The following is a 21,122-nucleotide window of genomic DNA, read 5'->3' on the forward strand; positions in this document are numbered from 1 at the left end:
AACCCTCAGCGGCGGAACCGGGAGGCGCGTCGAAAATCGGCCGCCGTCAGGTCGAGGTCGGCCAGAGGCACCACCTCGATCCGGTCGAAGCCGACGCCGGAGAGGTCGCGCAGGAACACCGAGGCGTCGCCCACCAGCACCATCGACAGATTGCCGGGCTGTAGCCAGTTCTCGGCCACGCGCTCGATGTCGCGCACGGTGACGGCGTTGATGCGCTCCGGGAAGTTCTCGATCTCGTCCACGTCGAGGCCGTAGAGAATGGCCTCGAGCACCCGGGCGGCGATGGCGTTCGGCGTCTCGATGTCGATCGGGAAGCTGCCGGCCAGGTAGTCCTGTGCGCTCCGCAGCTCGCGCTCGCGCACGCGCTCGCGCCGCAGGCGGGCGATCTCGTCCACGGTGAGGCGCAGCGCCTCGGCGGTGGCGGACGACCGGGTGTCGGTCTTGGCCATGAAGTCGCCCGCGATCTGCTGTCCCGCGATGTCCGCGGAGGCGGCGTAGGTCAGCGACCGCTCGGTGCGCAGCACGCTACCGAGCCGGTTGCCCCCCTCGCCGCCCAGGATCTTGATCGCCACGTCGAACGCCAGGTAGTCGGGGTGCGCCCGCGGCAGGGCGGCGTGACCGGCGTGAATGACGGTCTGCACGGCTCCGGGCCTGTTGACCACGACGAGGCGCCGCGTCGGCGACGGGACGTTGTCGGCGGTCACCGCCGGCGGGAGGGGGCCTCGCCGCCAGTCGCCGAGGGCGCGCTCGACCCCGGTGAACGCCTCCTCCGCGGTTACGTCCCCCACAACGGCCAGTACGGCATTGTTGGGCAGATAGTGCGTGCGGTGGAATGCCACCAGGTTGCTGCGGGTTATGGTGCGGACGGACCGCGGCGTACCGCCCTGGGGCATGCCGTAGGGATGGAAGCCGTAGACCAACCGGTTGAAGACGACATTGGCGATGTATGCGGGATCGTCGTAGCTGACCTGCAGGCCCGACAGGACCTGGTTGCGCTGCCGCTCGATCTCGTCCGGCGCGAACGCCGGGCGCCGCGCCACGTCGGCAAGCAGATCGAGGGCGAAGTCGAAGCTGTCCTTCATCACGAGGACGTCGACGAACCCGAGGTCGCGGGCCGTGCCCGCGCTCAGGGCGCCGCCGATGCTGTCGATGGAACCGGCTATCTCCTGGGCCGTGCGCGTCGTCGTCCCCTGGTCGAGGAGTTGCCCGACGAGTGACGCGACGCCGGGCTGACCGGGCGGATCGGCGGCGGCGCCGGCCCGCAGGATCATCCGCACGTTCACCGCGGGCTGCTCGTGATGACCGACGTAGACGACCTGCAGGCCGTTGTCCAGGGACCGGATCTCGTAGTCCGGAAAATCGACGTGGCGCCGCAGGAGCGGCGGCGGCGGCTGCTCGGTCGGCCAGTCGATTCGCTGCGCGGACACCGGAGACGCGAGCCACGGGCCGCCCACGACCGCCGCCAGCACCAGCGCGCCGACCCGCGCTGCAAGCGCCCTCCTCATGACATGCCTCCCCGTCACCGTCATTGCCCGGTCCGCCGCGAGCCGCGCGGCAGGATGGTCAGCACCAGCCGGTTGTCGTCGCGCAGGTAGGTGCGGGCGACCCGCTGCACATCTTCGCGCGACACGTTCATGAAGATGTCGAACTCGGCGTCGGCCGTCGTCACGTCGTCGTGGATGACCTGCGCGTGGGCGAGGTGCATCCCCTTCTGCTCGACCGTGATCCGGCCGATCACGTAGTCGCGCGCGAACTGGTTCTTGGCGCGCTGCAGCTCGCCGTCGCCCGGCGGCTCGATCTTGGCGCGGTCGAGCTCGGCGATCAGGGCCGCGGCGACCGCTTCCGGCGTGCGCCCCGGCTGCACCAGGGCCACCGCGTAGAACAGGTTCGGGTCCTCGATGATGACGCCCTGGCCGAAGGCCGAGACCGCGACCTGCTGCTCGTAGACCAGACTGCGGTGAATCCGGGCGCTCTGCCCGTCCGACAGGATCTTCGACAGGATGTGCAGCGGATAGGCGTCCGGGTGCCCGTCGTAGGTGATGGGGTGCGCGACGACCACCGCCGGGAGCGGCCAGTTGTCGGCCTCCACCGTTACCCGGCGGCTCCGGGTCACGGGAGGCTCGCGCGGCAGGTTGCGCGGCACGGGCTTCGTCGCCTTCGGCACGCGGCCGAAGTAATGCTCGACCAACTGCAGCGCGTAGTCGGTCTCGAAGTCGCCGACGAGGGTCAGGGTGGCGTTCTCCGGGACGTAGTAGGTGTCGAAGAACTCCTGCACGTCCTCGATGGACGCCGCCTCGATGTCCTCCATCGAGCCGATCGTCTGGTGTTTGTAGGGATGGGTGGTGAACGCCTCGTCGTAGAGGATCTCGGACAGCAGGCCGAAGGGCTGGTTCTCGTACCGCCAGCGCCGCTCCTCCTTGACCACCTCGCGCTCCGAATCGAGCGTCCGCTGGCTGACGCGGAGCGTGGCCATCCGATCCGCCTCGAGCCAGAGCACGAGCGGCAGGTACTGCGCCGGCACCGTCTCGAAGAAGACCGTGACGTCCTCGGTCGTGTAGGCGTTGCCGGTCCCGCCGACGCTCGAGATCATCGACAGATGCTCGTCGGAGCGCACGTTCTGCGACCCCTTGAACATCAGGTGCTCGAACAGGTGCGCGAAACCGGTGCGGCCCGCCGGCTCGTCCTTCGACCCGACGTGGTACCACATCTGGAGGTTCACGATCGGCGTGGAGTGATCCTCGGACAGAATCACCGTCAGGCCGTTGTCCAGCGTGGTGATGTGGTAGTCGAACTTGGTCGGCCGCACCGCGGCGTCGACGGGCGCGGCGACGGCGGCAGCGGCGCCGAGGACCAACGCGACGAGGGCCACACACCGACGTGCACGATGGGTGGATCGCATGCCGCGATTATGTCACAGCGCCGCCGGCGCGCAGCCTGATCAGTCCACGACGAAGCGGAACTCCCAGCGGGTCCAGCGAATCGGACGCCGCACGAAGATGTCGGGGTCGACGCGCCGTTCGCGGCCGATCAGGATCTCGCCCGCGCCGGCGCTCCCCCGGAACCGGAGGCCGAGGTGCGCGGAGCCGCCGTACAGGTGCTCGCGCCCGAACATGCTCTCGTCGGTCAGCACCGCCGACCCGTCGAGCTCGGCGATGAGCGAGACGCGCCCGGTCAGCGGACGGAGCACGCGCAGGTGGGCGTTGGCCTCCTGCTCGTAGTCGACCTCCGAGCTGGTGATGGTGCCGAGCCACCGTCCCATCAGCGCGACGTCGAAGGCACCGAGGCGCAGGCGGTCCCCGTAGGACAGGCCGAGCATGTTCCAGGACGGCGAGCCGGGATGCTCCCGGTCGGCGCGATGGCGCGAGATGTGATGCAACGTGACGCCGAACTCGCCGCGCGGCAGGCGGGTGAACACGGACAGGTCCATGGTGTAGTTCGTCTGGGTCGGATCGATCGCGCGACGCTCTCCACCGACGCCCGTCTCCAGGTTGAAGAACACGTTGCCGCGCGCGAAGAGCAGGTCGAACACGTCCATGTCGACCCCGAGGTCGGTATCCCAACCGAACTGCTCCTCGCCGATGCCGGCCAGGCCGGCAGCCTGCGTGCGGACGTGGTAGCGGGTCAGAAAGCCGAGCTCGCGATCGGCGGTCTGCGCGGGCCGCGGCCCGCCGATGACCTGCGCGGTCACGGGCTGCCCCGGCAAGAACAGGATCGGAAACAGGAAGAGCAGGGCGACGACGGGACGGCGCGCCGAACTGCGGCGTTGCAGCCCCGAGCGGCGGACCGCGGAAACGGCGACCACGCCCGGCCGGGCCCGGCTGCTCGTCATCAACGCCGTCGAACCGCCATCCGCTCGACGAACGGCGCCAGGTAGTCCAGGCCGAGCTTGGCGGCGACGTCGCGCACGTGCCCCGCCCGCTCGTCCGGGTGCAGGTCGAGAATGCCGCGCAACTCCCCGAGCGGCTCGCTCGCCCGCGTGCGCCATTGCACGTGCGCGAGGCCGTGGCGGGCGCCGCGCCAGGCCAGCAGATGCCCGACGGCCAGGAACCCGAAGTAGTAGCCGATCACGTTCGGCCCGGGCACGAAGAACAGCAGGCCGAGGAGCAGGGCCAGGACCGACGAGGTGAACAGCCGCCGCAGGTGATGCTCGGCGTCGCGGCCCAACCGGCGGCGCGCGACCTCGAGGGCCTTGTCGCCGTCCAGGTCGGCCGGATGCACGAGCTCGAGGGCCGTCTGCTTGCGCAGATGCCACAGCAGGCGCCACTCGGCGACCGCCTCCGCCACCCAGCCGACGACCGTGTTGCGAATCCGTATCGGCCACGGCTGCTTCGCGGACGGATCCGCCGGCACCTCCGCCAGCCGCCGTGCCCGCCGCTGTTCCTGCGCCTCCGCCATCATCCGGCGGAACCGCGCGGAGAGCCGATCCCCGCCGGAACCCTCCTCCAGCGGATCGACATCCTCGCCCTCGGCCGATTCGCAGAACAGCTCGTACCCGGCGGATCCGAGCGGGACAAGATAGACGTCGGCGGGTCTCAAGGTCGAAACGATACCATCAGCGGGGTTGGCGGCGGGCGCGCCGGAGGCGGGCGCGGGCTGCGGGCCGAGCGTGTAAGCCCGGCGCGGAGCCGCGTCGTCTTCGATCACGGTCAACGGATCAACCATACCATCGACGCGGGCGATCGTGCAGCGTCCGCACGGCCGCACCGCGCGCAGTTTGGCACAAGCCGCGGAGCGGACTAGAATACGCGGGCGAGTTTCTGCTAGGAGTCTGCGCGGCGGAGAGTGGCGCCGTCGCAGACGACGCTGGCCCAGGCACGTCCTCTCCCGGACAACGATGACTCGAGGTCGCACGGCGCGACGGTGGATTCATGCGGCTCTGACGCTGCTGGGCGTCACCCTGGCGGTGGCGATGGCGGTGGTCTGGAACGGCGCCGCGGCCCAGGAGGAAGAAGGCCGGGAAGGCACAGCGGCAGTCGGACAGCTCGACGCCGTGCCGCCGGGAGAGCAACCGATCGCTTTCAGCCACGCCCGGCACGTCGAGCAGGCGGGCGTCGACTGCCAGTTCTGTCATGCCTACGCGCGGCGCGGGCCGGTGGCCGGGATCCCCTCGGTCGAACGGTGCGTCGGCTGTCACCGCAGCATCCTGACCGAACGGCCGGAGATCGTGAAGGTGCTCGACTATTGGGAGCAGGGGACCCCCATCCCGTGGATCCGGGTCCACGATCTGCCCGACTACGTCCGCTTCAGCCACAAGGCGCACGTCCGCACCGGCATCGACTGCGCCGAATGCCACGGCGACGTCGCGCGCATGGACATCGCCTCCCAGGTGGAATCGCTGTCGATGGGTTGGTGCGTCGACTGCCACACGGCGCGCGAGGCCTCCCGCGACTGCCTGGTGTGCCACTACTAGCCGTCAGGCTCGCAGACTGGATCACATGGTGAGTGAGACGTCCCCGGACCTCAGCCCATTGACGGAGACCGTGGGCCGCCGCACCTTCCTCAAGGTGCTCGGCGGTGCGGGACCGGCCGCGGCGGTCGCCGCGTGCTCCCCGGTGCCAACCGAGACCATCATTCCCTACGTCGTGCCGCCGGACGACGTCGTGCCGGGCGTGGCGACGTGGTACGCGAGCGTCTGCGGCGAGTGCCCGAACGGCTGCGGCACCCGGGTCCGCACGCGCGAGGGACGAGCAATCAAGATCGAGGGCAACCCGGCGCACCCGGGCAACCAGGGAGCCCTCTGCACGCGCGGGCAGGCGGCTCTGCAGGGGTTGTACAACCCGGACCGCTTCCGCGGCCCGCAGCGGCGGCGAACGACCAACGCCGCCGCCGGACAGTCGGTCTTCGAGCCGCTGGGCTGGGAGGAAGCCGAAACCGAGCTGGCCGAGCGCATCCGCGCCGTGGTCGAGGCGGGCAACGCGGACCGCATCGCGGTGGTCACGCCACTCCTGTCCGGTACCCTGGACGCCCTGGTCGACCGCTGGGCCGCGGCCGTCGGCGGAGCGCGCCGCCTGCGGTACGAGGCGTTCGCCTACGAGCCGTTGCGGGCCGCCAACCGCATCCTGTTCGACCACCCCGCGGTGCCCTCTCACGACTTCGGCCGCGCCGATCTGATCATCTCGTTCGGCGCGGACTTCCTGGAGACCTGGCTGTCCACCGTGAGCCAGTCCCGGGCGTTCGCCGACGCCCGGCGTCCGGAAAACGGAAGGACGGTGCGCACCGTCCACTTCGAACCGCGGCTCTCGCTGACCGCGTCGAGCGCCGACGAATGGATCCGCATCGAGCCGGGCGCCGAAGGAGCCGTGGCCGCGGCGATGGTGCGGACCATCGTGGAAGAAGGCAGGGTGCAGGCGGCCGGCATCACCGGCGAGGACCTCGCCCGTATCCGCGCCCTGGTCGCCGACTCGACGCCGGAGGCGGCCGCCGCGCGCAGCGGGGTGCCCGCGGGCCGCATCGTCCAGCTCGCACGGGCGTTCTCGGATCCGGGAGCGGGACCCGGCCGCACGCTGGCCGCGGGCGGCGGCGTCGCCGTCTCGGGTCCGGACGCCGCCGCGACCCAGGTGGCCGTCGGCCTGCTGAACCACGTCGCGGGCAACGTCGGCGAAACCGTACGGTTCGCGCAGGACGGCCTGTGGGACAACGCCTCGACCTGCGCCGACCTGCTCGACCTGGCCGGCGCCATGCGCGACGGGTCGATCGAGGTGCTCATTCTGCACCAGGTCAATCCCGTGCACACGCTGCCCGCCGCCGCCGACTTCGCCGGGGCGCTGGACGCCGTGCCTTTCGTCGCCGCGACGTCGAGCTGGCCGGACGAGACGACGGCACGGGCCGACCTGATCCTGCCGGCCCATACGCCGCTGGAATCCTGGGGCGACCACCGTCCGGCCGCGGGTCAGTACGGCCTGATGCAACCGGCGATGCGGCCGGTGTTCGACACGCGGCACCTCGGCGACATCCTGCTCGGGACGGGACGTGCGGCGCTCGCCGGCGCGGCGGAGGCAGGCGCCGGAACGCCGGACGATGCACCGCCCCTCCCCGAGGGAGAGTTCTACGACGTGCTGCGCGACGAGTGGCGCGCCATCAAGGCCGCGCTCGACCCGCCGGAAGAGCAGGCGAACGAGCCGGAGCCGACGGACGACACGCAGCCGCAGGATCCCGCCGCAGCCCGGCGCGCGGCGGCTGCAGCCCGGCGCGCGGCGGCCGCAGCCCGGCAGGCGGCCGAGGCCGAGTTCGAGGGATTCTGGGCGGACGTCGTCCGGCAGGGCGGACGGTGGTCGCGGGTCGAGCCCCAGCCGGTGACGCTCGGGGCCGGGCTCGGCGAGATCGACCTCGCGGGGCTCGCTGCTCCCGGCGACGAGCGGCGCGCGCTGACACTGGTCGCCTACCCGTCGCTGCACTTCCTCGACGGGCGGGGCGCCAACCGGCCGTGGCTGCAGGAGATCCCCGATCCGCTGCTGAAGACCGCGTGGGGCTGCGGGGCGGAGATGACGCCGGAGACCGCGGCCGCCGTCGGGGCGGAGGACGGCCAGCTCGTTACCCTGGAGTCGGACCACGGTTCGGTCGACGCGACGGTCGTCCTCAACCCGCACATGCACCCGGGGGTCGTGGCGATCCCGATCGGGCAGGGCCACACCGACTTCGGCCGCTACGCCACCGGCCGCGGCGTGAACCCGATGGTGCTTCTCGATCCTGCGCCGGAGGCGCTGTCCGGCGGACCACGCTGGGCCGGCACGCGCGTCGACGCGACATCGCGCGAGCTGCACCGTCCCCTCGCACGCCTGCAGCGCACGTTCGATCAGCAGGGGCGCGAGCTCGCCCAGGCGGTATCTCGCGCGGCGCTCGAAGCCGGCGAGGTGCACCCCGAGGAGGAGCACTTCAGTCTCTATCCCGAGCACGGGCATCCGACGCACAACTGGGGGATGGCCATCGACCTGAACGCCTGCAACGGCTGCAACGCGTGCGTCGCCGCCTGCTACGCCGAGAACAACGTGCCGGTCCTCGGCGCCGACAAGATGGTGCGCGGCCGCACCATGTCGTGGCTGCGGATCGAACGCTTCGTGGAGCCGCGGCCCGCGACGGACGGCGGCGCGGAAGTGGACTCGCGTTTCCTGCCGATGCTCTGCCAGCACTGCGACCACGCGCCGTGCGAGTCCGTGTGCCCCGTCTACGCGACGTACCACAGCGAGGAAGGCCTGAACGCGCAGATCTACAACCGCTGCGTCGGCACCCGCTACTGCTCGAACAACTGCCCGTACAAGGTGCGGCGCTTCAACTGGTGGGATCCCGAGTTCCCGGAGCCCTTGAACCTGCAGCTCAATCCCGACGTGACGGTCCGCAGCGCCGGCGTCATGGAGAAGTGCTCCTTCTGCGTGCAGCGGATTCAGGAGGGCAAGGACCGGGCGCGCGACGAGGATCGTCCGGTGCGGGACGGCGACGTCACCCCGGCCTGCGCCCAGACCTGTCCCGCGCAGGCGATCGTCTTCGGCGACCGGAACGACCCCGACAGCCGCGTCTCGCAGCTCTCCGCCGCCGACCGCGGCTACCACGCGCTCGGCGTCCTCAACACGCGGCCCGCCGTGACGTACCTGAAGAAGGTGACTACGTGAGCGTGGCGGACCACGCGATCAACTACGGGCGGATCGACGCCGACATCCTGCGGACGATGCAGCCGCCGGGGCGGGCGTACTTCGCCTCGCTGGTCCTGATCCTCGGCGGGCTCGCCCTCGGCGCCTACGCGTTCTCGGTGCAGTGGCGGCTCGGCCTCGGCGTGGCGGGCTACGAGCACCCGATGCTCTGGGGCATCTACATCACGAACTTCGTCTTCTGGGTCGGCATCGCCCACTCGGGCACGCTCATCTCGGCGGTCCTGTTCCTGTTCCGGGCCAAGTGGCGCACCTCGGTGGCGCGGGCGTCGGAGGCGATGACCGTCTTCGCGGTGATGACGGCGGGGCTCTTCCCGATCATCCACATAGGCCGCCCCTGGTTCTTCTACTGGCTGATCCCGTACCCGAACGAGCGCCAGCTCTGGGTGAACTTCCAGTCGCCGCTGGTCTGGGACGTCTTCGCGATCACCACCTACCTGACGGTGAGCGCGATGTTCCTGTTCCTGGGACTCATCCCGGACGTGGCCGCCGCCCGCGACCGCTGCACCGACTGGCGCAAGCCGATCTACCGCGCGCTCGCCATCGGCTGGCGCGGCTCGACCCGGCAGTGGATCCACTACGGCGCGCTGTACGGCTTCTTCGCGGCCCTGGCCACCCCGCTCGTCGTCTCGGTCCACAGCGTCGTCTCGTGGGACTTCGCGATGTCCATCCTGCCGGGGTGGCACAGCACGATCTTCGCGCCCTATTTCGTCGCCGGCGCCATCTTCTCGGGCCTGGCGATGGTGATCACGCTGCTCATCCCGCTGCGCAAGCTGCTGGGGATCGAGGAGTACATCACCATCCGGCACTTCGAGAACCTGGCCAAGCTGATCATCGTCACCTCGCTCATCGTCGGCTACGCCTACCTGACCGAGTTCTTCGTCGCCTGGTACAGCGGCAACCCGTTCGAGCAGGGGACGTTCTACAACCGGATGTTCGGCGAGTACCGCCTCTTCTCCTGGGCCATGCTCACCTGCAACGTCGTCATTCCGCTGCTGCTCTTCTTCAAGCGCGTGCGGACGAGCCTGGCCGCCCTGTTCGTCATCTCGATCTTCGTCAACATCGGGATGTGGCTGGAGCGCTTCGTCATCATCGTCACGTCGCTGTCGCACGACTTCGACCCGGCCAACTGGACCGGGCTCTACGAGCCGACCTGGGTGGAAGGCGCTATCACCGTCGGCAGCTTCTCGCTCTTCTTCCTGCTGTTCCTCATCTTCATCAAGAACTTCCCGGCCGTGTCGATTACGGAGATGAAGGAAGGCTCGGCGCACGCCGAGGTCTTCGACGACAGCCTGGCGCGGTGCCTCTCGAAGCACGGGTTCCTGGACCGCTTCTACGAGCTGTTCCTGGCCTCGAGCCCGCGGGTCCGGGAGGCGTTCGGGAACACGGACTTCGCGCACCAGAAGAAGATGCTGGCCGATTCCCTGTCGCTGATGACCAGCGCATCGGGTGCGCCGGCCGACGAGCTCGAGGAACTGGACCGGGTCGCGCGGCGGCACGGCAAGCACGATCTCGATATCGGACTCGACCTGTACGACCTGTGGCTGGAGTCGCTGATGGAGACCGTCCGGGAGTTCGACGGGCACTTCGACCGCGACGTCGACCGCGCCTGGCGCAACGTGCTGGCCGAGGGCATCGAGTTCATGGAATCGCGGCGCGAACGTTGAGGAGGCGTGAGCACGATGCGGATCCTGGGGGTGTACGACGAGCCGGCAAAGGCCTCGGTGGCGGTGGCGACGGCGCAGGACGCCGGGCTCGCCCGGGTCGACGCCTTCTCGCCGGCCCCGGACCATACCCTGGAGCAGCTCATGAGGGCGCGCGTGAGCCCCGTGCGTCTGTTCACGCTGGTCGGCGCGCTGCTCGGCTGCACCGCCGGGTTCTCGCTGCCGATCTACACGGTGTCGGCCTGGCCGCTCATCACCGGGGGCAAGCCGCTGTTCTCGATTCCGGCGTTCGTGGTGATCGCGTTCGAGCTGACGATCCTGTTCGGCGCCATCTTCGGCATGCTCGGCTTTCTCCTGCTGGCCGGGCTGCCGCGGCTCAAGCGCAAGCACATCGGCGACCCGCGATTCAGCAACAACTGCTTCGGCGTGGAGATCACCTGTGACAACGAGCAGGCGGCGGCGGCGCGTTCGCTGCTGGCGGACGCCGGCGCGATCGAGGTGCGAACGGATGATTGACACTTCAGGCCGGCGAGCGGGAATCGGTCACGGGTTCCTGAAGCTCCTCGGGGCAGCGGCGCTGCTCGCCTCGTTCGGCGCGGCAGCCTGCGCCCCCGCGGACGCACCGCGCGATCCGGAGGCGCGCACCTGGATCCGCGACATGTGGACCGGGCCTGCAGTCCTGCCGCAGACCGAGGCGCGGGCGCTACCGGAGCGTTCGATGGCGGTCGACGCGCCCCGCATCATGAACCGGCGCGAGGCGCGTACTGCACTGACCAACCCGCTGGACGAGACCCCGGCCGTGATCGCCGAGGGCGAGGCGCTGTACGACGCGTACTGCGCGCTCTGCCACGGCGACGACGGCGACGGAGACGGCGCTCTGGCCCGCCACTACCGGCGCATGCCGCCGCTGACCGCGCGCCACGTCCTGAACTACCCGGACGGGTTCGTCTACAGCATCATCCGCGAGGGGGGCCGCAACATGCCGCGCTTCGGCGACGCGTTGAGCGTCGACGAGCGCTGGGCGCTCGTCCACTACCTGGGCACGCTGGGCTCCCCGGAGCCGCAACCGCAGGCGGCGTCACGGTGAACGGCGTCTCACTCGCGTCTCCGGCGGCGGACCCGCTGCTGCCGCCCGGCGTGCGGCGTTTCCTGCTCGGCATGGCGGCCCTCGGAGGCATCGCCTTCCTGGCCGGCCTCGTGCTCGACGGCATCCGGGCGTGGCAGGCGCTGCTGGTCAACTTCCTGTTCTTCGGCGGGCTGGCGCAGGCCGGCGTCGTCCTCTCGTGCATCCTGCAGGTGACCTCCGCCCGCTGGGGCCGCCCGCTCAAGCGCGTCGCCGAGGCGACGGTCGCATTCCTGCCGGCGGCCTTCGTGCTGCTGCTGGTCCTGCTGGCGGGCACCGCCGCCTGGGCGCCGTGGGTGCACGAGCCGGTCGAGGCCAAGGCTCCCTGGCTGAACATCCCCTTCTTCGTGACCCGGGAGCTGCTGGCGTTCCTGCTGTTGAGCGGCTTCAGCCTGCGCTACGTCTACCGCTCGGTCCGGCCGGACATCGGCATGCTGCACGAGTCCGGGGAACGGCCCGCCACCGGCCTCGCGGCGCGAATCATCGCCGGCTGGCAGGGCATCGACGCCGAGCGGGCGACCGGGCAGCGCCGGCAGAGCCGCTGGGCCGTGGCCGTGCTCGTCGCCTACGGCTGGGTGTTCACGCTGATCGCCTTCGACTTCGTCATGGCGCTCGACCCGCACTGGTTCTCGACGCTGCTGGGCGGCTACTACTTCATCGGGAACCTGCTGATCGGCCTGGCGTTCCTCGCCGGCGTCACCGCGGCAGGACGCCGGCGGCTCGGCATCGCGGGCTACGTCGGGCGCCACCACATGCACGACCTCGGCAAGCTGCTCTTCGGGTTCTGCATCCTCTGGGCGTACCTGTTCTGGTCGCAGTACCTGGTGATCTGGTACGGCGACCTCGCCGAGGAGACCGAGTTCATCTACCACCGGATGCACGGGGCCTGGGAGCCGGTGGCGCTGGCCGTGTTCGCGATGGCGTTCGCCGTTCCGTTCGTCGTGCTGCTGAGCCGCGCCGTCAAGACCTGGGCGCCCGGGCTGACGCTGGTGGCGGCTGTCGCCTTCACCGGCATGTGGCTCGAACGTTTCATCCTGGTCGCACCGTCGCTATGGCACGGCGCGGGCGTGCCGCTCGGCCTGCTGGAGCTACTGGTCACGGCGGGCGTGCTCAGCCTGTTCGTGGTCGCCTACACGACCTTCCTCGACATCTTCCCCACCCTGCCGGTTTCCGATCCGCGGCTCGCCCCGGCCGCGACCGAGCACTGATCGTGGGGGTGTGGACGTCCACGTAGGTCAGACGCGAGTCGGTCTCCGTCCGGTCCGACGATTACGCATTCGACTGATCGTCCTGGTTCCGCTATCGCACCAGCAGGTAGCGGTCGAACCACGCGATCATGGCGCCGATGTAGTCCGGCGGGTTCACCGCGCCCGGGAAGGTCGGCCCGTGCCCGGCGCCGGGGACGCGCAGCAGCTCGACCGGAACGCCGGCTTTCTCCAGGACCGCCTGCATGACCTCGGCGTTCTCGTACGACACGACGTCGTCCGCATCGCCGTGGACGAGCAGCATCGGTGGATCGCCGGGCGTCACATGGGTGACGGGCGATGCCGCGACGAAGCGCTGGTGCTCGACCGAGTCCGTGCGCGCGGAGCGCCGGAAGCCGAACAGCGGGTGGACCCTCCCCGGTGCAACGAGGGTGAGATCCGTCGGCGCCGCGCGGGCGACGACGACCTGCACCTTCGCGCTCTCCCGGTTCACCGGGCTCGCGTCATCGGCGGTCCCCTTGTCGTCGAGGACGCCGAGCAGGCTGGCAAGGTGGCCGCCGGAAGATCCGCCCATCGCCCCGATGCGGTCGGGATCGATCCCGAACTCGCTCGCGTGGTGGCGCACGAAACGCACCGCGCGCTGCGCGTCCTCCAGATGCGCGGGATGCCGGAAGCGGGGCGAGGCGCGGTGGTTGATTCCGAACACCGTGTAGCCGGCCGCGGCCAGGGGCAGGGCGTAGATCTCCTCCTGCCCGCTCTCCTTCAACGGCGTGGCGTCGAGGCCGAGCTCACGCGTCCAGCCGCTTCCCGAGATGAAGACGATGCCGTATCCGTTGGGGTTCTCCGGGTAGTACACGTCCATCAGCAGAGCGAGCCCGGAGTACATGCCGAAGACGACGTTGCGCTCCACGCGCTCCTCGGCCCCGGCCCGGTCCGCCAGACCGCCGATCAGGACCACCGCCAGGGCGCCGACGAGAATCCGTTGCGTCATTCTCCTTCTCCTTCCGTGCTAGAAGTCTGCGCCGTAGAACGGCGTAGACTTCTAGTCAGGCCCGGTTGGGCGGCAATCGGAGGCCGCAGCGCGACCGCAGCGGTCGCGTTCGGCGACGATTGTCGGGCTAGTGAGCATCGTCGGCCACCGTGAACACGAAGATCCCGTGCCCGCCGGCGGGACGCTGCTTCTCCGGCGTCAACTGCCCCGAGATGCCGCTCCACAGCGAAGGGTCCGTCCCGACCGGAATCGCCAGGTACTGCCGCCCCTCCACCGCGTAGGTGATGGGAAACCCGGAAACGGAGCTCGGCATCCGGGTCCTGAACAGGATCCCGCCCGACCGCGCGTCGTGCACGTACAGGTTCCGGTCCCAGTCGCCGACGACCACCAAGCCGCCGCCCGTCGTCAGCACGGCGCTGTCCATGGCGGTGCGGGTCCGGTGGCGCCACAGCACGTTGCCGTCGACGTCGATGGCGACGAGCTCGCCCACGCCGTCCGGCCGCTCCGGGTGCATCAGGTGCGCGCGGCGCGAGATGCCGACGCCGCCCCCGCCCTCGACGAGCTCCGGTCCCGGCCCGAAGGTGGTCCGCTCGCAGCTCACGAGCAGCGGCACGTAGAACGCCTGCGTATCCGGGTGGTAGGCCATCGACCGCCAACTCTTGAAACCGGCCACGCTGGGGCAGAACTCCAGCTCCACCCCTTCCTGCGGGATCATGCCGGGGCGGTAGGTGATCGCGCCGGTTTCGGGGTGGACGTCGAGAATCGTCTGGTATCCGAGGTCGTGCGCGGCCAGGAAGCGGCCGGTGGCGCGGTCGAGCTCCCAGAGAATCGCCAGCTTGCCCATCTTGAAGAGCGAACGGCGCCCGTCGTGATCGACCAGCAGGTTCTCGAACGTCTCGTCCATGTCGTGCGTCTCGCCGGGCAGGAGCTGGTTGTACCAGACGATGTCGCCGCTGGCCGGGTCGAGCGCGAGCACGCTGTTCGTGTACAGCGCGTCGCCGGAATGCCCCCGCTGGAACCGCGCCCACGGCTTGGCCTGCGCCGTCGCCCAGTAGATGAGGTTCGTGCCGGGATCGTAGCTGCCGGCGGTCCAACTGTCGCCGCCGATGCGGAACATCAGCGGCGTATCGCCCCAGGTGTCGCCGCCCGGCTCGCCGGGCCGGGCCACCGTCGAAGTCCGCCACACTTCCTCGCCGGTCTGCGCGTCCCGCGCGGAGATGAAGCAGGGCATGTCCTTGGCCTCGTGGAAGCGCTCGCAGCCGTTGGTGCTGGCCACCACCCTGCCGCCGACGACGATGGGCCCGGCGGTGTAGCGGAACCCGAGCCGGTAGTCGGCGCCGGCGACGTTCCAGACGACGTCGCCGGTCCGGGCATCGAGGGCCACGACGTGCGCGTCGACGGTGGTCAGATAGACCTTGTCGTCGTAGATCGCGAGATTGCGCGTGGTGACGATGCCGGTCAGCTCCTCGGCCTCGTGCTCGTGCCGGTAGCGCCAGAGCAGCTCCCCGGTGGCCGCGTCGAGAGCCTCGACGATGCCGAAGGGGCTGGCGATGTACAGCACGCCGTCATGGACCAGCGGATTCGGCTCGGGCCGCCCCTCGGTCCCGATGGCCCACGACCAGGCGAGCTGCAGCCGGTGCGCGTTCTCGGTGTCTATCTGGTCGAGCGGGCTGTAGCCCCACCCGTCGAGGGTGCGCCGCCAGTTGATCCAGTCGGCCGGATCCGGATCGAGCAGCATCTCCTGCGTGACCGGGGTGAACGGCCGCTCCTGCGCAAGGAGCGGCACGGCGTTCGCGCCCAGGACCACCGCAGCGCCGAACAGCAGCAACAGCGTGCCGATTCTCGTGCTCATGACGGCACCCATCATGACACAGCCTCCGCCCGCTCCACTTCCGGACGCGCGGCGTCGCGTTTACACTCTTCCTGTGACTCGCAGCGCCTCCTACCTCTTCGGCCGACTCGCAGGCCGGCAGGTCCGCAAGGCGAAGCTGATCTGGGACTCGGTCGCCGGCAGCGAGGACGACGCCATCCGGGCGCAACAGGGACTCGGCCGCGAGATGGCGGCGGCGGTGCGCGAGCAGGCGCCGGGGCCGGTCGACCCGGGCGTGCAGGGACTGCTGGACGAGCTGGCGGCGGCGCTGGCCGAGCGCGTGCGCAATCCCCTCCACCGCTTCGAGGTGACCGCCGCGGCGGGCAACCACCCCACCGCCTTCGCGCTGCCCGGCGGCTACATCTTCGTGGCCCCGACCCTGGTCGAGCTGACGGGCCGCGATCGCGACCAACTGGCCTTCGTGATCGGCCACGAGATGGCCCACGTGATCCGGGGGCACGCCATCGACCGCATCAAGCTCGAGTGGAGCCAGAAGGCGCTGTCGGCCGTCTCGGTGGCGACTCCCGCCGGTCGCACCGTGGCCCCCTGGCTGCGCCGGGTCGGCGTCGGGTGGCTCGAGAGGGCCTACTCGCGCGAGCAGGAGTTCGAGGCGGACGAGCTCGGCGGACGCCTGATGCGGGCTGCCGCCTTCGATCCCCAGGGCTGCGTCCGCATGCTGGAGCGCTTCCGCCGGATGGAGCACGAGTCCGACCCGCTGGGCCTCGCCGCCTACATGTCGACCCATCCACCGGTCGACGACCGCATCCACCACCTGCGCGAGCGCCTGAAGCTGGAAACGCATGCGTGAACGGCCGCACCAGATCATCAGCCGGCCCGACAGCGGCGCGTCGCCGCTCTCGCACGAGGGACGGACCCGCCGCCGCTTCGCCCGGCGCCTGCGGCTACTCGGGATTCCCGACGACCTCACCGGCTGGTCGGTGCTCGACGTCGGCGCATGGCACGGCTTCTTCTCGTTCGAGTGCGAGCGGCGCGGGGCCGACCGGGTGCTGGCGGTGGACAGCTTCGCCTGGGACCGCTTCGGCATGGACGAGTTCCTGGCCGCGCACGAGCGGCTCGGCTCGGCGGTGGAGCACCGGCGGGCCGACGTGCACGAGCTCGACCCGGACGATATCGGACAGTTCGATCTCGTGCTCCTGCTCGGCGTCTTCTATCACCTGCGGAACCCGCTGGCCGCGCTCGAACGGATCGCACGGGTCACGAAGCGGCTGCTGATCTGCGAGACCCACGTCCTGTTGCCGTTCGTCCACGAGCGCTACCCGCTGGTGCCGTTCTTCCCGGGCGACGAGGGCGCGCGGGAAGCGCCGGGCGAGCTGTGCGCCATGCCGACCCTGACGGCGCTGGAGCAGATGCTACAATCCGTCGGATTCAGCGAAGTCGAAACGGTCTACAGCCCGTCTTTTCGCTACTGGAAGAAGTTCGTCGCGCTCGTGACCAACCGCCCGCAGTCGGGGCGGGGCATCGTTCACGCGCGCGTATCGTCCGCATCGACGACGAGGGAGCAAGGGACGTAATGAAGCTTGCCGTGCTCGGCCTGGGAACGATGGGCGCGCCGATGGCGACCAATCTGATCAAGGCCGGCTGCGAGGTCACGGTCTACAACCGGACGCGGAGCCGGGAGGAGCCGGTGGTCAGGCTGGGAGCATCCCGCGCCGACAGCCCGGCCGCGGCGGCGTCCGATGTCGACATCGTCCTCAGTTGCGTCTCCGACACCCCGGACGTCGAGCACGTGCTGCTCGAGAGCGGCTCCGGCGTCATCGACGGCCTGAGGGAGGGCGGACTGGTCATCGACTGCTCTTCGATCGCCCCGGTTGCGACGCGCCGCCTCGCCGAACAGTTCCGCGCCCGGGGCATCGGCTACGTCGACGCCCCGGTATCGGGCGGCTCGGAGGGCGCCATCAAGGGCACCCTCACCATCATGTGCGGCGGCACCGAGGAAGACTTCGAGCGTGCGAAGCCGGTGCTGCAGATCATCGGCGCCACGGTGACCCGGATCGGACCGGTCGGATGCGGCCAGATCGCGAAGGTGGCCAACCAGGTCGCAATCACCGGAACGTACATGGCGCTGGCCGAGGCGCTCACCCTGGCCTGTCGCGCTGGCGCGAATCCGGAGCGCGTGGTCGAGGCGATCGGCGGCGGCGCGGCCGCGTCGTGGGTCCTCAGCAACCGATCAGACCGGATGCTGAACGACGACTACCCGCTCGGCTTCCGGACCCGCCTGCACCGCAAGGACCTCGCGATCGCGCTCGACGCCGCCCGCGAGTTCCAGGTGCCGCTGCCGATCGCGAGCCTCGTAGCGACCATCGAGGACGCGCTGATCGCGCAGGGCTACGGTGACGAGGACATGTCCAACCTGGCGCGTTTCGTCCGCGAGGGCGCCGGTATTCCCAGCGGACCGATGAAGGCGTGACGCCACCGCCGACCGACCCAGGTTCCACGCGAGAGACAACGATGCCCGGCAAGGTCTACGCCAGCTCGGCCGCCGCCCTCGAGGGCCTGTTGCACGACGACATGACCATCATGGTCGGCGGGTTCGGGCTGTGCGGCGTGCCCCAGAACCTGTGCGTCGCGTTGCGCGACTCGGGCGTGAAGGGGCTCACCTGCATCAGCAACAACGCCGGCGTGGACGGCGCGGGTCTCGGGCTGCTGCTCGACACCCGGCAGATCCGGAAGATGATCGCCAGCTACGTGGGCGAGAACAAGACGTTCGAGGGTCAGTTCCTCGACGGCTCGCTCGAGGTCGAGCTGAACCCGCAGGGCACGATGGCCGAGCGCATCCGGGCCGGCGGGGCCGGTATCGGGGCCTTCTTCACACCGACCGGCTACGGCACGCCGCTGACCGCGGGCAAGGAGACGCGGCAGCTCGACGGCCGCTGGCAGGTGCTCGAGACCGCGCTGCACGCCGACCTGTCGCTGGTGAAGGCATGGAAGGCGGACGAGGCGGGCAACCTCGTCTACCGGATGACCGCGCGCAACTTCAACCCGCCGATGGCCGAGGCGGGCCGTGTGACGGTCGCCGAGGTCGAGGAGATCGTGCCGGCCGGCGCGCTCGACCCGCATCTGGTCCACACGCCGGCGGTCTACGTCGACCGCATCGTCGTCGGCGAGGATCCGACGAAGGTCATCGAGCGCCGCCGGACGCGGCCGGCGTAGGATCCGGCGCGGACGACCCGGCACCCGCACCGGCCGCGGAATGCAATCCTGAAGGAGCGACGACGTGGCCCTGACACGAGAGCAAATGGCCGCCCGCGCCGCGCGCGAGATGCACGACGGCGACTACGTGAACCTCGGCATCGGCATCCCGACCCTCTGCGCCAGCTTCATCCCGCCGGAGGTGAGCATCATGCTGCAGAGCGAGAACGGCCTGCTCGGGATCGGCCCCTACCCCACCGACGCCGAGATCGACGCCGACCTCATCAACGCCGGCAAGGAGACGGTCACCGCCGTCGACGGGGCCAGCTACTTCAGCAGCGCCCAGAGCTTCGCCATGATCCGCGGCGGCCACATCGACCTCGCCATCCTCGGCGCCATGCAGGTCTCGGCAAGCGGCGACCTCGCCAACTGGATGATCCCCGGGGCGATGGTCAAGGGACCGGGCGGCGCGATGGACCTCGTCTCCGGCGCCAAGCGGGTCCTGATCGTGATGGATCACCTGTCGAAGCGCGGAGACAGGAAGATCCTCGACGCGTGCAGCCTGCCGCTGACCGGCAAGGGGGTCGTCAACACGATCGTCTCGTCCCTGGCGGTCATGGAAGTGCAAGCGGACGGATTGCACCTCCTGGAGCGCGCGCCCGGCGTCTCCGTCGACGAGATCCGCGCGGCGACCGAGCCGGCGCTGATCACGAGCGGCGACGTGCCGGAGATCGCGGTCTGAGCCAACCGAGTTCGTGGCTGTCGTGCATCCGGCGTGAACCGGCTACCCCGATGCGACGGCCTGTTCGACGACCTCCAGCGCGCGGTTGACCGCCTTGCGGCGCCAGAACCGGCTCGCCGGACAGAAGCATTCGACCAGTTCCCGCTTCGCGCGCTCGTATGCGGAGGCGGCGGGCGTGGCATGCTGGTGCGCCCGGTTCTCGGCACGCAGAGCGGCCAGCACGCGCAACGGCCCGTAGGTACCGAACTCCAGGCAGGCGAAGCGGTAGTCGCGCGGCCCGGCGTGGCGGGCGAGCCACGCACCCATCACGCCGCGCGCGGCATAGGGCGTATCGTGACCGACCGGAACGACGCGTTCCGGATCGAACCGCGCGCGGTACCAGTCGAGATCGTGCACATGCGGCGGCTCGATCAGGAGCCGGTAGTCGGCGTACTCGCCGAGTCCGGTGTGCAGATCCAGGTGCACCACTTCGTCCGCCGCCCGGGTCCAGCTCCAGAAGCGTTCCCGAATGAGACGGGTCGGCGCCGTGGCCTCGCGCCCCCCGAAGAACAGACCCGACGGGTGCTCGTACTGGCCGGTCGCGACGGCGTTCTGCAGAACGGCCAGCCCGTGACGCCGAACCGCCCAGGCCGCCCGCAGACGGAAGGCGTCCAGTAGCGACGGCGGTGTCGCAGGGTTCAACAGATCGTGAACCCGGCCGTAGTGGTCAGGTGTGCCGGCGTACGTCTCGTCGTCGTCGAGGAAGTTGCGGTTGAGGTCGACGTTGTCCTCGTTCGCGCGCCGCCGCCAGGCGAAGCCGAAGGGATTGAGCGCGTGCAGCAGCACGACGAGCGTGCCGCCGGGTATCGACACGGCACCTTCGCGCAGCCGGCTGAGCCACGCGAGCTGTACGGCGGACCCGAAGAACCCCTCGACGCCATGGAGCCCCGACGAAACGACCACCGCGCGGCGCGGGTTCCGGGCCCCGACCAGCGCCACGTCGATGGCCAGCTCGCGCCCGTCCGGCCCCGCTCCAGCCAGCAGGTGGTGCTGAAGCGGCGCGGCCGCTGCGCGAGCGGTCTCGCGGAAGCGCTCGCGGGCCGCCCGATAGCTTCCCGAGAACGGATCGAACACGGCGCCGCCGGTTACTCCGGCATCAACGCGAACGTCCAGATCGAGCCGCCCGCCGGCACCAGGCCGCGGGCGTAGCGGTTGGCGAGACCGCCCCCGAGCCCGGACGCCACCGTCACCTGCTGCCGACCGTCGAGCGTGTAGGTGATCGCCGTCGCGTTCACGCTGGATCCGGTCTGGAACTCCCAGAGCGTCTCGCCGGTGTCCTCGTCGAGGGCGACGAACTCACCGGTGATCTTCCCGGTGAACAGCAGCCCGCCGCCGGTGGCGAGCACGCCGGCCGAGCTGGGGAAGTCGTGCATCGGGATCTCCCACTTCTTCTCGCCGGTCAGCGGATCGATGGCCACGATGTGGCCGAGCAGGTCGCCGGGCTCCACTTGCGGAAAGCGGTTGGTGACGCCGGTGGAGCTCGCCCCGAGCACGAATTCCTGGGGCTCGGGAAGGAGCCGCTGGATGCGCGGCACGTGCCACGTCGTCGAGTAGATGAGGCCGGTGTCGGGGTTGAAGGCGATGGGGACCGCGTTGGTGCCGCGCGACGGCCAGATGTAGACCTCCTCGCCGGCGAGGAAGTCGCGGTAGAGGTCGGTCAGCACCGGCCGGCCGGTCTCCAGGTCGACGTGCGTGGCCC

At 70.2% G+C, this 21,122-nt stretch carries 19 protein-coding genes; 11 read left to right on the plus strand and 8 right to left on the minus strand.

The window, feature by feature from the left end:
- Window positions 1-5: 5 nt before the first annotated feature.
- From F4X11_11935 to F4X11_11950, 4 genes are read right to left on the minus strand one after another with little or no spacing between them, the layout of a single operon-like run.
- Window positions 6-1,529: an insulinase family protein gene (locus F4X11_11935; GenBank protein MYN65722.1), complete on the minus strand. Its 1,524-nt coding sequence runs from the start codon at window positions 1,527-1,529 to the stop codon at window positions 6-8.
- Window positions 1,526-2,899, minus strand: a complete 1,374-nt coding sequence (locus F4X11_11940) for an insulinase family protein (GenBank protein ID MYN65723.1) — start codon at window positions 2,897-2,899, stop codon at window positions 1,526-1,528. The genes F4X11_11935 and F4X11_11940 overlap by 4 nt, the downstream gene beginning before the upstream one ends.
- 39 nt (window positions 2,900-2,938) lie before the next feature.
- Window positions 2,939-3,829, minus strand: coding sequence for a hypothetical protein (locus tag F4X11_11945; GenBank protein ID MYN65724.1), 891 nt, complete (start codon window positions 3,827-3,829; stop codon window positions 2,939-2,941).
- Entirely contained in the window at window positions 3,829-4,662 is an 834-nt protein-coding gene (locus tag F4X11_11950) for a hypothetical protein (protein MYN65725.1), read from the minus strand. Before F4X11_11950 ends, F4X11_11945 begins: the two co-directional genes overlap by 1 nt.
- Before the next feature lie 172 nt (window positions 4,663-4,834).
- On the opposite strand from F4X11_11950, the gene F4X11_11955 reads away from it, so the two are divergent.
- Genes F4X11_11955 through F4X11_11980 form a run of 6 tightly spaced genes read left to right on the plus strand, consistent with a single transcriptional unit; the run spans window position 4,835 to window position 12,634 of the window.
- Window positions 4,835-5,410 (plus strand): cytochrome c3 family protein, encoded by a 576-nt coding sequence (locus F4X11_11955; GenBank protein MYN65726.1) that lies wholly within the window; start codon window positions 4,835-4,837, stop codon window positions 5,408-5,410.
- A gap of 25 nt (window positions 5,411-5,435) precedes the next feature.
- Complete coding sequence (locus F4X11_11960) at window positions 5,436-8,603, plus strand: molybdopterin-dependent oxidoreductase (protein ID MYN65727.1); 3,168 nt, start codon at window positions 5,436-5,438, stop codon at window positions 8,601-8,603.
- A gap of 56 nt (window positions 8,604-8,659) precedes the next feature.
- Window positions 8,660-10,306: a hydrogenase gene (locus tag F4X11_11965; GenBank protein ID MYN65728.1), complete on the plus strand. Its 1,647-nt coding sequence runs from the start codon at window positions 8,660-8,662 to the stop codon at window positions 10,304-10,306.
- Between the two features lie 6 nt (window positions 10,307-10,312).
- Window positions 10,313-10,819: a DUF3341 domain-containing protein gene (locus F4X11_11970; protein ID MYN65729.1), complete on the plus strand. Its 507-nt coding sequence runs from the start codon at window positions 10,313-10,315 to the stop codon at window positions 10,817-10,819.
- On the plus strand, window positions 10,812-11,390 hold the full coding sequence (locus F4X11_11975; GenBank protein ID MYN65730.1) for a cytochrome c: 579 nt from the start codon (window positions 10,812-10,814) through the stop codon (window positions 11,388-11,390). The genes F4X11_11970 and F4X11_11975 overlap by 8 nt, the downstream gene beginning before the upstream one ends.
- Window positions 11,387-12,634: a hypothetical protein gene (locus tag F4X11_11980; protein ID MYN65731.1), complete on the plus strand. Its 1,248-nt coding sequence runs from the start codon at window positions 11,387-11,389 to the stop codon at window positions 12,632-12,634. The genes F4X11_11975 and F4X11_11980 overlap by 4 nt, the downstream gene beginning before the upstream one ends.
- Window positions 12,635-12,725: 91 nt before the next feature.
- Here F4X11_11980 and F4X11_11985 read toward each other — a convergent pair whose 3' ends face one another.
- Both F4X11_11985 and F4X11_11990 read right to left on the minus strand, forming a co-directional pair.
- Entirely contained in the window at window positions 12,726-13,622 is an 897-nt protein-coding gene (locus tag F4X11_11985; GenBank protein MYN65732.1) for an alpha/beta hydrolase, read from the minus strand.
- Window positions 13,623-13,749: 127 nt separating this feature from the next.
- The gene (locus F4X11_11990; protein MYN65733.1) at window positions 13,750-15,489 is read right to left on the minus strand and encodes a PQQ-binding-like beta-propeller repeat protein; all 1,740 of its coding nucleotides are present in this window, start codon (window positions 15,487-15,489) and stop codon (window positions 13,750-13,752) included.
- On the opposite strand from F4X11_11990, the gene F4X11_11995 reads away from it, so the two are divergent.
- The 5 genes from F4X11_11995 to F4X11_12015 all read left to right on the plus strand — a co-directional run bounded on the left by F4X11_11995 (window position 15,473) and on the right by F4X11_12015 (window position 19,384).
- Complete coding sequence (locus F4X11_11995) at window positions 15,473-16,300, plus strand: M48 family metalloprotease (protein MYN65734.1); 828 nt, start codon at window positions 15,473-15,475, stop codon at window positions 16,298-16,300. The two genes, F4X11_11990 and F4X11_11995, sit on opposite strands and share 17 nt — an antisense overlap.
- Window positions 16,293-17,024 carry a DUF1698 domain-containing protein gene (locus F4X11_12000; protein ID MYN65735.1) on the plus strand — a complete coding sequence of 244 codons (732 nt, stop codon included), beginning with the start codon at window positions 16,293-16,295 and terminating at the stop codon, window positions 17,022-17,024. The genes F4X11_11995 and F4X11_12000 overlap by 8 nt, the downstream gene beginning before the upstream one ends.
- Window positions 17,024-17,920, plus strand: coding sequence for an NAD(P)-dependent oxidoreductase (locus F4X11_12005; protein MYN65736.1), 897 nt, complete (start codon window positions 17,024-17,026; stop codon window positions 17,918-17,920). The genes F4X11_12000 and F4X11_12005 overlap by 1 nt, the downstream gene beginning before the upstream one ends.
- A gap of 41 nt (window positions 17,921-17,961) precedes the next feature.
- The gene (locus F4X11_12010) at window positions 17,962-18,663 is read left to right on the plus strand and encodes a CoA transferase subunit A (GenBank protein ID MYN65737.1); all 702 of its coding nucleotides are present in this window, start codon (window positions 17,962-17,964) and stop codon (window positions 18,661-18,663) included.
- 64 nt (window positions 18,664-18,727) lie between these two features.
- Window positions 18,728-19,384 carry a CoA transferase subunit B gene (locus tag F4X11_12015; protein MYN65738.1) on the plus strand — a complete coding sequence of 219 codons (657 nt, stop codon included), beginning with the start codon at window positions 18,728-18,730 and terminating at the stop codon, window positions 19,382-19,384.
- 42 nt (window positions 19,385-19,426) lie between these two features.
- On the opposite strand, the gene F4X11_12020 is transcribed toward F4X11_12015, so the two are convergent.
- On the minus strand, window positions 19,427-20,683 hold the full coding sequence (locus F4X11_12020; protein ID MYN65739.1) for a DUF2817 domain-containing protein: 1,257 nt from the start codon (window positions 20,681-20,683) through the stop codon (window positions 19,427-19,429).
- Window positions 20,509-21,122, minus strand: a 614-nt coding sequence (locus F4X11_12025) for a PQQ-binding-like beta-propeller repeat protein (protein ID MYN65740.1), incomplete at its 5' end; no start/stop codon positions are given. The genes F4X11_12020 and F4X11_12025, both read right to left, overlap by 175 nt.

This window comes from Acidobacteriota bacterium (assembly GCA_009861545.1).
Taxonomy (GTDB): Bacteria; Acidobacteriota; Vicinamibacteria; order Vicinamibacterales; family UBA8438; genus WTFV01.

Excerpts from the sequence above, each read along its gene's own strand:
- F4X11_11960 (MYN65727.1), top strand. The coding sequence starts at position 5,436 with ATGGTGAGTGAGACGTCCCCGGACCTCAGCCCATTGACGGAGACCGTG.
- F4X11_11935 (MYN65722.1), bottom strand. The coding sequence starts at position 1,529 with ATGACGGTGACGGGGAGGCATGTCATGAGGAGGGCGCTTGCAGCGCGG.
- F4X11_11975 (MYN65730.1), top strand. The coding sequence starts at position 10,812 with ATGATTGACACTTCAGGCCGGCGAGCGGGAATCGGTCACGGGTTCCTG.
- F4X11_12005 (MYN65736.1), top strand. The coding sequence starts at position 17,024 with ATGAAGCTTGCCGTGCTCGGCCTGGGAACGATGGGCGCGCCGATGGCG.
- F4X11_11995 (MYN65734.1), top strand. The coding sequence starts at position 15,473 with ATGACGGCACCCATCATGACACAGCCTCCGCCCGCTCCACTTCCGGAC.
- F4X11_12010 (MYN65737.1), top strand. The coding sequence starts at position 17,962 with ATGCCCGGCAAGGTCTACGCCAGCTCGGCCGCCGCCCTCGAGGGCCTG.
- F4X11_11950 (MYN65725.1), bottom strand. The coding sequence starts at position 4,662 with ATGGTTGATCCGTTGACCGTGATCGAAGACGACGCGGCTCCGCGCCGG.
- F4X11_11965 (MYN65728.1), top strand. The coding sequence starts at position 8,660 with ATGCAGCCGCCGGGGCGGGCGTACTTCGCCTCGCTGGTCCTGATCCTC.
- F4X11_12000 (MYN65735.1), top strand. The coding sequence starts at position 16,293 with ATGCGTGAACGGCCGCACCAGATCATCAGCCGGCCCGACAGCGGCGCG.
- F4X11_11985 (MYN65732.1), bottom strand. The coding sequence starts at position 13,622 with ATGACGCAACGGATTCTCGTCGGCGCCCTGGCGGTGGTCCTGATCGGC.
- F4X11_11940 (MYN65723.1), bottom strand. The coding sequence starts at position 2,899 with ATGCGATCCACCCATCGTGCACGTCGGTGTGTGGCCCTCGTCGCGTTG.
- F4X11_11955 (MYN65726.1), top strand. The coding sequence starts at position 4,835 with ATGACTCGAGGTCGCACGGCGCGACGGTGGATTCATGCGGCTCTGACG.
- F4X11_11945 (MYN65724.1), bottom strand. The coding sequence starts at position 3,829 with ATGACGAGCAGCCGGGCCCGGCCGGGCGTGGTCGCCGTTTCCGCGGTC.
- F4X11_11990 (MYN65733.1), bottom strand. The coding sequence starts at position 15,489 with ATGATGGGTGCCGTCATGAGCACGAGAATCGGCACGCTGTTGCTGCTG.